This window comes from Anaerococcus degeneri (assembly GCF_017874475.1).
Lineage (GTDB): Bacteria > Bacillota > Clostridia > Tissierellales > Peptoniphilaceae > Anaerococcus > Anaerococcus degeneri.
In genome coordinates, this window is the sequence record NZ_JAGGLO010000001.1 from 1 (window position 1) to 10745 (window position 10745).

Here is a 10745-nt window from a genome sequence, read left to right on the forward strand (position 1 = left end):
AATATTCCTTTACTAGTTTTACTCTAAATTCTTTTGTATATTTTGTCATACAAAAACCCCTCCATCCGTATTCCGGATTTTGGGGTTCAGGTCATTTTCTCACCTACTTTTAAATTACTTATTTTGCTGAAAGAGTAAATTCTGCGACTTTTTCGTAGTTTCCGTCTGTTAATTTGCCTGAAGTTTCATTTATTTTTGATCCTGATAGGGTGAAGGTGATTTCTCTGCCGTCTTTTATTTGGTCTAGGCTTAAATCTGAGAATCCTGAATTATAGATGAAGGTAAATACGCCATCATCAACTGTTCTTAGGTCAAGTTGGACTTTTTTGCCATCCTTGTCAAGTCCTTCAAGTTGGTAGTCATAATCTATATCAAGACCTTCAATTACAGCTGTCATTGTGATTGGGTTTATTTTCATTAGTTTTATGTTTGCCCCATTTTCAAGGTCGTAGTTTTGAGCTAAGACTTTATTTTCTCCATTCACAAGATTTGTAGAAGCCTTGATAGATACAATATCACTTTTTGAATCATTTAGGAAGTAGAGGTCTACGACTGCATTTTCCAGTCTTGGAAAGTCCTTGTCAAAGCTTAGCATGGTTGATTTGGTGAAAGTTTTTTTATCTTCATTTAGACCTGAAGAGCCAGATTCTCCAAGGGCCTTGTAAGTTTCCCCATTTATCACAACCTTATAAATTGATGAGTCTGGCATGGATTCTGGCGAAGCATTTTCAAAAGCTTCTGCTTGTCTAATTATATTTAAAAACATTTTATTATCTTCAATGGCGAGATTTTCTAGGATGAAAGAGTCATCGCCAATTTGTATTGGTTTGTGAAGTTCTGTCACATATTTGTATGATTCAGGGCTTGCTCCGAAGGTTTCCATCATTGATACCTTTATATCTGTGAAGGCCTTTGAAACCTCAGCCTTTACAGGTGAGACGTTAAGCCCTAGTGCAAGCAAGAGGGCTGCTGCAACTGCCATATATTTTTTATTTGATTTTTTCTTATAATTTTTTGCTGTCATATATAATTTCTCCCTTTCAATATCATTTAGTTCAAATTCGTCAGTTTCAAAGTCTAGGTCATTTATCTTATCATAAACATTTTTCATTTTGGATTTCCTCCTTGATTTTTTTCTTGCCTCTGGCTACCCTGTTGTAAAGTCCGGCCTTTGATATGTCATATACCTTGGCCAAATCATCATAGGAATAGCCTTCTATAAATAATTTCCTAAAAATTTCTCGGTCTTTTTCGTCTAGGACCTTGAGGATTTCTGCCGATTCATCGATATTAATCTCATTACCATCTTCCAAATAATTTGAAACTTCATCGAAATCCACACTCTTGTGTCTGATTTCCTTTCTTAGGGCATCTATGGCCTTGTATCTTGCGATTCCTGCGCACCAATTTTTAAAAGAGGACCTAGCAGTATCAAAGGAGTCTATATTGTCCCAAACTGCGAGGACGCTGTCGTTTAGGACCTCCATCCTGATTTCTTCGTTGAAGGTAAGGACTTTGTAGATTGATGCCTTCATCACTGGTCCGTAGGAGTCGATAAAGGCCCTAAGGGCTTTTTCATCCCTATTTTTTATGCCTCTTATTATCTTTTTTTCATTCATATTATCTCCTTCACCTATATATTCGTAAGAGCAGTCGCTTTTTTATCAAAAAATATTTAAAATTCTTAATAATAATTATTAGCTAAATCTATGGAAAAGCCTAATATTTTTGCATAAATTCGTAAATCTATAAGAATTTATAAAAATCGCTTTAATTGGCTATCCCAAGTGCTTGCAAAGGTTCTGTATATTTGATATCATACTGTAGGAACAGAATACATAAAAGGAGAGTATATGAACAAAAGTAAAACATTAGCATTATTGCTTTCAATGACCATGCTTTTTTCAGCTTGCGGATCTGCTAAGACTGATAATAAGGCAGGAGACAGCAAGGAAGCTACAGTAGGTGAAACTACTGGAGAAGGTACAGCGGCAGGTCACAATGGAGACCTTAAGGCTGTAGTAACTTTCGATGGGGATAAGATTGCAAAAATCGACCTTACCCACGAAGAAACAGAAGGTCTTGGAGATAAGGCAGCTGATAAGCTTGTAGAAGAGATTGTTGCAAACAATTCTATTAATGTTGACACAGTTTCAGGTGCTACAGTTACATCTACTGCAGTAATAGAAGCAGTTAAGGCTGCAATCGTTGCAAGCGGTAGGGATGTAAAGAATTTTGAAGCTAAAGGCGAAGCTAAAAAAGGCGAAACAGTTGAAAAGGACACTGACGTTGTTGTTATAGGCGGTGGTGGTGCAGGTTTTGCTGCAGCGGTTTCCGCTAAGGAAGCAGGAGCAAATGTAATCCTAGTTGAAAAACTAGCATCAGTTGGTGGTAATACCCTAATTTCTGGTGGAGAATATGCAGCACCAGCAAACGACATCCAAAAAGAAGAAGGTATCGAAGATTCTAAGGAATTATTTGCAAAAGACGTTGAAGAAGCTGGTGGAAATCCAGAGCTTATCAAGGTTTTAGCAGATAAGGCTACAGAAGATGCTTACTGGTTAAGAGATGACATCGGCGTTGAGTGGTTAGATTCACTAATGTTCTTCGGTGGTCACTCAGTTAAAAGATCTCTAATCCCAGCAGCTCATACAGGTAACGAACTAATCAAAAATTACCTAAAGAAGGCTGAAGAATTAGGAATTGAAGTCCTAACAGAAACAGACGTAAAGGAAATTTTATCTAAAGATGGCAAGGTTTGTGGAATCAAGGCAGAAACAAAAGATGGAGAATTAATTGTAAATTCTAAGTCAGTAGTAGTTGCATCAGGTGGTTTTGGCGCTAACGCTGAAATGTGCTATGAAAATGATAAGGAAGTCGACGAACACGTCCTATCAACAAACTCACCAGGAGCAACAGGTGATGGTATCACAATGGCAGAAAAACTTGGTGCAGACACAGTTGACATGGATAAAATCCAACTTTACCCAGTATGTGACGTTGAAACAGGCAAACTTCTTTACTGTGGAGACACCAGACTTGTTGGTGGAGCCCTACTTGTAAACAAAGAAGGTAAGAGATTTGTTGAAGAACTAGGCACAAGAAGAGAAATCTCAATGGCAATCAAGGCTCAAACAGACTATGTTGGCTATGTACTTTGGGATGAAACATCAAACGAAAAAACAGGCACCATGAAATCAAACCCAGAAGAAGCAAAATCACTATTTGACAGGGGCCTAATGGTTAAGGCTGACACACTTGAAGAATTAGCTGACCACTTTGGAATTGACAAGGATGCCCTTCTTGAAACAGTTAAGACTTTCAACGAAAACTCTGCAAAAAAAGAAGACCCAGAATTCAACCTAAGAATGCTAGGCTGGCAAGTAAAAGACGCACCATTTTACATGATGAAGGCAGCACCAGCTGTTCACCACACCATGGGTGGTCTAAAAATCAATACAGACGCACAAGTTCTAAACAAAGACGGCGAATGGATTGACGGACTTTACGCAGCAGGCGAAGTTACAGGTGGTATCCACGGTTCAAACAGACTTGGATCTGTAGCTATGGCTGACATCACAGTATTCGGAAAAATCGCTGGTGAAAACGCAGCAGCAAACGCTAAAAAATAAGAAAAACAAATGTAAAATAGCCCATTTGGGCTATTTTATTTTGCAAAAATTAAGAATCTCTGAAAATTCAATAAAGATTGACAATTTTTGTTTAAGTCATAGGCCTTATTGGTATATATAAGGTAGATTGATTTTATTAATACAAAGAAAAAGTCCAGGAGGATTTATGATACAAAGTGAAATAAAAAATAAGATTGGAATAATTTACCTAGATAGGCCCAAGGCCTTAAATGCCCTAAATTGCGAGATGATACAAGAAATTGAGAAGGCCCTAAGGGATTATGAAAAAAATCCAAATGTTAAGGTGATTTTGTTTGACTCAAAGGCTGAGAGGGGTTTTTGTGCTGGAGGGGACCTTAAGGAAATCTATTATGATTATATAAAAAACGAGGCCGAGCCAAAAAAGGATGAGTTTTTCAAGGAAGAATTTGACCTCAATAAATATATTATGACCTATCCAAAGCCAATAATCGCTCATTGGTACGGGGTGACCATGGGAGGTGGAGTAGGACTAACTATTCATTCAGACCTAATTATAGCTGATGAAACAGTGAATTGGGCCATGCCTGAAACTAGCCTGGGCTTTATCCCAGACGTGTCTGTCGGTTACTATATTTCAAAGCTTCCCCAAGCTATTGGTCAATTTGTAGGTCTTACAGGGGCAAGACTATATCCAGACGATTTGGTAAGATTAGACCTTGCTGATGTTTTGATTGATTCAAAGGATTACGGAAAAATTTTGGAAATTCTTTTTGCTATCGATAGTGATGATATAATAGGCGATTTCAAAAAGGAAATAGAGATTTTTAGCAAAAAACCAGGCTCAACAGTTAATACAGAAATTAAGGAAAAAATCGAAAAATATTTTGCTAAGGATAAGCTATCAGAGATTATAAAAGCTCTTGAAGTAGACCAAACAGATGACTTTGCTAGGGAAAATTTAGAAATTTTGAAAACTAGGGACCCTTTTATGTCCGAGGTTCAATTTCAAAAATATTTCCTAGGCAAAAAACTAACTAGGGAAGAAACAATTGACATGGATTTAGAAATTATAAATCACGGTCTAAAGTCAGGTGGGATTGCTGAAGGCATCAGAACCGTTATGATAGATAGGGGAGATAAGCCATCTTGGCCTGTCAAAAACTTTGAAGATGTAGATAAAAATGAAGTTTACAACCTACTTGGGATAAAATAAGCCTTAAAACAATTAAAGGCAAAATGGTATATAGATTAAAATACTAAGGGGAGTTTTTGGAAATTTACCTAATAAATTATATAATAATCTAGAGGTGATAAGATGAATATAGGAATATTAGTAGCAGTAGAATTTGATGCTTTTTATAATATCTACAAAGACCCAATAGAAAGATATAAGCACGGCAGCTTTGAAGTTTTGAAATACCATATCCACGATAAGGACGTTTATGTTTGTCCTTCAAGTGCAGGGCAAATCCGTGCGGCTATTGCCATGACCCTTTTACTTGACTTTTATAAGTGCGGAACCATTATAAATTATGGGGTTGTTGGCGCTTTAAATGATCGAAAGGTAGAAGAACTCACTGTTGTAGAAAGTGTCTGCCATTACGAATTTGACACATCGGACGTAGATAATGTCGCAAAAGGCCAATATGATATTTTTGACGATGTGGCCATGAAGACCACTGAAAGCTTGGTTGATTTAGCAATGAAAATCGACCCACATTTGGAAAAAGTAAGGCTTGCTTCAGGCGATAAATTTATAGCAGGCTTTGATGCAAAAACAAAACTTGCCAAGGAATGGGACTGTGATATTGTCGACATGGAAGGAGCTGCAATTGCATTAGCCAGCCACTTATATGGGGCGGATTTTCTAATGATAAAGGCAGTTTCAGATGCTCTCACAGAAGGTGGGGCAGAATTTTACGCGAATTTCGAACGTGCATCAAAAGTCGCAGTTGGGATAATTGACGATATAATAAAAGAATTATAATTTTATACAGGTCAGAAAGGCTTTTATAAAGTCAATAATTTTGGATTGTAAATTGGAAAATTTCGATAAAATGATTTATAAATTGAAAATATAAACAAATTTATTGAAAAAATAGGCAAGCAAAAAGCAAGGCATAAACCTTGCTTTTTTATTTGTCTTAGATTTCTGCTGTGTTTTCCCAAAGACCGTGGATGTTGCAGTATGCAAGTGCGTAAACTTCGCCACCCTTGTCAGTTTTAACTCTAGCTTCTACACATGGTTGTGTGAAGATTTCATCTTCACCGTGTGCCTTAAATTCATAAGAACCAACTTCGATTGGGAATTTTGCTCCTTCTGGTTTAAAGAAAACCTTGATCCAAGCGATGTGGTGTTCGAAGGTATTTGGATGTTCTACTTCTTCACCAACATTAGCCTTGATGTGTAAAAGACCATCTTCTTTTGTAACGTGGATAACTGGAACGTGTTTTTCAGCTTTCCAATCAGCTGTTTGAACTGTTTCTGTTAATTTCATATTAATCCTCCATATATTATAGTCTACATTTTATAATATACCCAAGCTTAAATTTTATAAACAAAAACTAGCAATATATTTACTTTAATAAACTAGTTTATTGAAAATATTTTTCCATAAAATATAATGTAAAAAAGGAGGTCCTATGGACAGACTAAAGGAATTAAAAGAGGCAAGAAGTGCCGCCGATATGGCAATAGCAAAGATAGATTGTGGCCTAGGCCAACTAGAATCCGCCTCATCTTGGGGAATTTTAGATATTTTAGGTGGAGGATTAATTTCAAGCCTTGTTAAAAGAAATAAGATAGGCGAGGCAAACCACAGCCTAGAAGAAATATCATTAAGCCTTAAAGCTCTCAATAAAGAACTTAATGATGTTGATATAAGCTTGCCAGATGCCATACCAGACAGGCTTTCGGACGAGGTATTCGACCTAGTTTTTGACAATATATTCACCGATATCAGGGTCCAAGGCGAAATAAAAGAAAATCTCGTCGCCCTAAAAGAATTAAGGCATGCAATTGTTGAAGTTAGGGATAAGGTTGATAGGGAAATAAAAGAATTAGAAGATTAGTAAAGATTCTATGGTAATTTTTTAAGAGATAAGAAGGAGAAATCATGGACGTATTATTAGTAGTTGATTTGCAAAATGATTTTGTGGACGGTGCCCTTGGTAATGAGGGCAATGACAGGATTGTAAAGCCTATAGAAAAATTAATTGAAGATTTTAAGGGCGAGGTCATTTTTACAAGGGATACCCACGAGGAATCTTATTTGGAAAGCCTTGAAGGCAAGCACCTACCTGTGACCCATTGTGTCAAGGGGACCCATGGTTGGGAAATAAAAATAGACACCAAGGATAAAAAGATTATAGATAAGCCATCTTTTGGGTCTTATGAACTTGTTGATTATCTTTCTGAATTAAATAAAAAAGAAAAAATTGATAATATTTATATGGTAGGAATTTGTACAGACATCTGCGTGCTTTCAAATGCTATAATGATCAAAAACGCCCTACTCGATACAGAAGTCACTGTAATAGAAGACTTGTGCAGGGCCACAAGCGAAGCCGCCCACGAGGCAAGCCTAGTTGCTATGGCATCTTGCCAGGTAAATATCATAAAATTTGCAGATTTTAGGCAGTAATAAGATTTTTAAAGCTATAAGTTAAAAAACTTGTAGCTTTTTTTGTAGGATTTTTTCCTAAAATATTATATTTTGTTATAATAGAGATAGGAAAACTAAAGGAGGATTTATGAAACTTGAAATTTGTATTGATTCTTTTGATGGAATGATTGGGGCCTATTTTGGCGGGGCTGATAGGGTTGAAATTTGTTCGTCCCTAACACTTGATGGTCTCACTCCAGATCCTGGCCTTGTAGATATTTGTTGTGAGTATGATAATATAGAAAAATTTGTCATGGTAAGACCAAGACCTGGCCATTTTACCTATGATGATTTTGAAATTGATCAGATGAAGGCGACAATAATTGCCTTAAAGGATAAACCTATTGATGGTTTTGTTCTTGGAGTCCTTGATTCTTATGGAAGCCTTGATATAGAAACCATGAAAGAACTTGTTTATCTGGCTTTTCCAAAAAAAGTTGTCCTTCATAGGGCCTTTGATTATTCCAATGATGGTGAAGAAAAAATCGAAGAACTAATCAAAATGGGAGTAGATAGGATTCTTACATCAGGTAAAAAACCAAAAGCTGTTGAAGGTTTGGATTTGATTAGAGATTTACAAGCAAAATACGGAGATAAAATCGAAATTATGGCAGGCTCCGGGGTTAATCATGAAAATATAAAAGAGATTTATGAAAAAACTCATATAGAGAATTTCCACTTGTCAGCATCCTATACAGGTCAGACTGAAATCGACTACGATAATTTTGGCAAGGCTTTTGATGACTATAGGTTGTTAAGTTCTGGCCTTGTCGAAGCTGCGAGAGATGCAATTGATGATTTGAAAAAATAAAAAATTGTGATTTGAGTCATAGAAATATTTCCAATCTTTGTTAAAATAGACATAAGAATAGGAAAATGGTTTAGAATTTTAATAAAAAGGAGATATTATGATTAAAGATAGCAAAATTATTTTAGTTGGCGATGGGGCAGTAGGTTCATCTTTTGCCTACGCTTCAACAATTTTAGGCATTGGCAGACAGCTTGGAATTATTGATTTGAACGAAGATAAGGCAGAAGGCGACGCTATGGACCTCTCAGATGCCCTTTCTTTTACCAAACCAAAGGAAATATTTAAGGCAGATTATTCTGATTGCAAGGATGCGGAAGTTGTTGTAATCACTGCAGGTGCCCCACAAAAACCAGGTGAAACCAGGCTTGATTTGGTGGATAAAAACCTTAAAATTTTTAAAGATATGATAGGAAAGATTAAGGATTCTGGCTTTGAGGGAATCTATGTAGTTGCTTCAAACCCTGTAGACATCCTAACTTACGCTACATGGAAATATTCGGGTGCACCAGCAGAAAAGGTAATTGGATCTGGTACAAGCCTTGATACATCAAGATTTAAAAAAGAAATAGCCTCTCTAATTGGCATTGATCCAAGGAGTGTTGATGCTTATATCTTAGGCGAACACGGAGATACAGAATTCCCTGTTTGGTCACATACAAATGTGGGCGGACTTCCAATATATGAATGGGTTACCAACCACTCAGATGTTGATGAAATGGCTCTTTTAAATACTTTTGAAAAGGTAAAAAACGCTGCCTATGAGATTATAAACAAAAAGGGTGCTACCTTTTACGGCATAGGCATGGCCCTTGCAAGGCTTGTGGAAGCTATAATAAACGATGAAAACTCAGTATATTCAACCTCATCCTACCTTGATGGGGAATATGGACAAAAAGACATCTTCATCGGCGTTCCGTCAGTAATCGGCAAGGCCGGAGTTAAGTGGGTAATAGACGTGCCACTTACAGATACAGAAAAAGAAAGAATGAAACAATCAGCCGACACCCTTAGAACAGTAATGGAAAAGGCCGGTCTATACGATAAATAAAAAATATAAAAAAAAGACCTAGCAGATGGTGAAAAAATTATTCACACAAGGCTAGGTCTTTTTTTGCATAGTAAATTATATTAGGTAAGGAATAGACATTTTCCTTAATGGGGACAAAGAACCTGGCTAAAATTAGCCGAGGCAAAGCCTAGATAGGTCCCCGTGGCTTTTAAAAATACGTTTGTAAGATTTTCTAATCTTATTGTAGGTTTCAAATAATTTGATTTTCTCTTCTTTTTTGGCATAGACTTTCCAGTAGCCATTGGCGAGAAATTTATCCCCTTTATTTTCGATAAAACCAACTACGTCTTCATAGGGGTAGCCAAGAAAAATACCGATTTCGTGAGGGAAAGATTCTTTTTTGAACCTATATTTCAAATGCCTGATGCATTGGTCAAGGTCATTTGTTTTGTAGCCTAGGCCTGTTAAGAGGGTTTTGACCTTGGTTTGATTTAACACATAGGTTAATTTATCAGGCCTGTAGGCATAAATTTGAGCGGAAGTTTCGCCTTCTCTAAGTATTTCTACATACATATTTTTCTTGTTAAGTACTTCATTCCACTCATCGACCATTTTTTTAATGTCGATATTTTGGTTATTTTTAAAGGTAAATAGATTTGCGAGTTTTCTGTTTGCTAAAGTTTGTGATGCGTAATTAACGAGCAAGAATTCGTTCATTTTATTTTAGAGTGTTAGCTAAATCCTTTGCTGCTCTTCTGCATTCTTCTAAAGCTGCGTCATCTGGGTAATCATAGGCAATTAGACCGTCACAAGCAAGATTAATTCCATCTGCTACGCATCTTTCTTGCCAAGTTTGCATCCATTCGCCTTCAGCCCATTCATAAGAACCAAAAATAAGAACTGGCTTATCAGAAAGAGATTTTTCTACGCTTTCAAACATAGGTTCGAATTCGCTATCTTCTAGTTCTTCTGATCCCATAGCTGGACAACCAAAAGCAAAACCATCATAGTTTGCTACATCGCTTTCGCTAAAGTCTGAACAATTTAATACGTTTACTTCTAAATCAGAATTTTTAAGTTCATCTGCTATTTCATTTGCCATAGCTAGGGTGTTACCAGTTCCTGACCAATAAACTACTGCTACTTTTTTCATAATATCTCCTTAATTTGATTTCGTAATTTATGATATTAATAATCCTTATCAATATATATGAGATTGATAATCCTTATCAACGTCTATCCTAATAATAAACTATTGCTTGATAATTGTCAAGCGTTTTTTTATTTTTTTATTAAAAAATAAAGAAGGTCTAGATTTCAATATTCATCTTATAGCCTATGCAAAAAAATAGATAAAAAATTCTAGGTGAAAAGATAAGAATACTAAATTTTGGCAAAATATAAAATCTTAATGAAAAATTATATATAAAATATATTGTTTCTAAATTTGAATTCTTTTTATAAGGGTGTATTATAAAGTGAGGACATAAAAAAATAAAGATTAACTATCATAAAGCTAAGATTTAGATATTCGAATATAATGAGTATAAATATTTATATTATCAATTCAATAATAAAGTAAAAATAATATATTATGAATTATACTTTGTTTTGCTTGCGTATTGATTATAAAAATATAAGGTGAA

Annotated in this window: 12 protein-coding genes; 7 read left to right on the top strand and 5 right to left on the bottom strand. The window is 35.7% G+C overall.

Features of this window, described 5'->3' with window-relative positions; genetic code table 11:
• Positions 1 to 118 precede the first annotated feature (118 nt).
• Together J2Z38_RS00005 and J2Z38_RS00010 are read right to left on the bottom strand one after the other, a co-directional pair.
• Positions 119 to 1111: a hypothetical protein gene (locus J2Z38_RS00005; RefSeq protein ID WP_209770886.1), complete on the bottom strand. Its 993-nt coding sequence runs from the start codon at positions 1109 to 1111 to the stop codon at positions 119 to 121.
• Positions 1095 to 1619, bottom strand: a complete 525-nt coding sequence (locus tag J2Z38_RS00010; protein WP_209770887.1) for a sigma-70 family RNA polymerase sigma factor — start codon at positions 1617 to 1619, stop codon at positions 1095 to 1097. Before J2Z38_RS00010 ends, J2Z38_RS00005 begins: the two co-directional genes overlap by 17 nt.
• Positions 1620 to 1853: 234 nt before the next feature.
• Between J2Z38_RS00010 and J2Z38_RS00015 the strand changes: the two genes are divergently transcribed.
• The 3 genes from J2Z38_RS00015 (at position 1854) to J2Z38_RS00025 (ending at position 5601) form a co-directional block, all read left to right on the top strand.
• Positions 1854 to 3632, top strand: coding sequence for a flavocytochrome c (locus J2Z38_RS00015; protein WP_209770889.1), 1779 nt, complete (start codon positions 1854 to 1856; stop codon positions 3630 to 3632).
• 166 nt (positions 3633 to 3798) lie between these two features.
• On the top strand, positions 3799 to 4827 hold the full coding sequence (locus J2Z38_RS00020) for an enoyl-CoA hydratase/isomerase family protein (protein ID WP_209770892.1): 1029 nt from the start codon (positions 3799 to 3801) through the stop codon (positions 4825 to 4827).
• A 102-nt stretch (positions 4828 to 4929) separates the two neighbouring features.
• Positions 4930 to 5601 (top strand): 5'-methylthioadenosine/S-adenosylhomocysteine nucleosidase, encoded by a 672-nt coding sequence (locus J2Z38_RS00025; RefSeq protein WP_209770894.1) that lies wholly within the window; start codon positions 4930 to 4932, stop codon positions 5599 to 5601.
• Positions 5602 to 5758: 157 nt separating this feature from the next.
• On the opposite strand, the gene J2Z38_RS00030 is transcribed toward J2Z38_RS00025, so the two are convergent.
• Entirely contained in the window at positions 5759 to 6112 is a 354-nt protein-coding gene (locus tag J2Z38_RS00030; protein ID WP_209770897.1) for a class II SORL domain-containing protein, read from the bottom strand.
• A gap of 145 nt (positions 6113 to 6257) precedes the next feature.
• Here J2Z38_RS00030 and J2Z38_RS00035 point away from each other — a divergent pair, with 145 nt between their 5' ends.
• From J2Z38_RS00035 to J2Z38_RS00050, 4 genes are all read left to right on the top strand, one after another.
• Positions 6258 to 6686 (top strand): hypothetical protein, encoded by a 429-nt coding sequence (locus tag J2Z38_RS00035; RefSeq protein WP_209770900.1) that lies wholly within the window; start codon positions 6258 to 6260, stop codon positions 6684 to 6686.
• 44 nt (positions 6687 to 6730) lie between these two features.
• Positions 6731 to 7258, top strand: a complete 528-nt coding sequence (locus J2Z38_RS00040; RefSeq protein ID WP_209770903.1) for a cysteine hydrolase family protein — start codon at positions 6731 to 6733, stop codon at positions 7256 to 7258.
• A gap of 109 nt (positions 7259 to 7367) precedes the next feature.
• Positions 7368 to 8090, top strand: a complete 723-nt coding sequence (locus J2Z38_RS00045; RefSeq protein ID WP_209770906.1) for a copper homeostasis protein CutC — start codon at positions 7368 to 7370, stop codon at positions 8088 to 8090.
• Between the two features lie 100 nt (positions 8091 to 8190).
• Positions 8191 to 9138, top strand: coding sequence for an L-lactate dehydrogenase (locus J2Z38_RS00050; RefSeq protein WP_225304690.1), 948 nt, complete (start codon positions 8191 to 8193; stop codon positions 9136 to 9138).
• A gap of 132 nt (positions 9139 to 9270) precedes the next feature.
• On the opposite strand, the gene J2Z38_RS00055 is transcribed toward J2Z38_RS00050, so the two are convergent.
• Positions 9271 to 9816, bottom strand: coding sequence for a DUF3793 family protein (locus tag J2Z38_RS00055; RefSeq protein WP_209770910.1), 546 nt, complete (start codon positions 9814 to 9816; stop codon positions 9271 to 9273).
• Position 9817: 1 nt separating this feature from the next.
• The gene (locus tag J2Z38_RS00060; RefSeq protein ID WP_209770912.1) at positions 9818 to 10252 is read right to left on the bottom strand and encodes a flavodoxin; all 435 of its coding nucleotides are present in this window, start codon (positions 10250 to 10252) and stop codon (positions 9818 to 9820) included.
• Positions 10253 to 10745 lie beyond the last annotated feature (493 nt).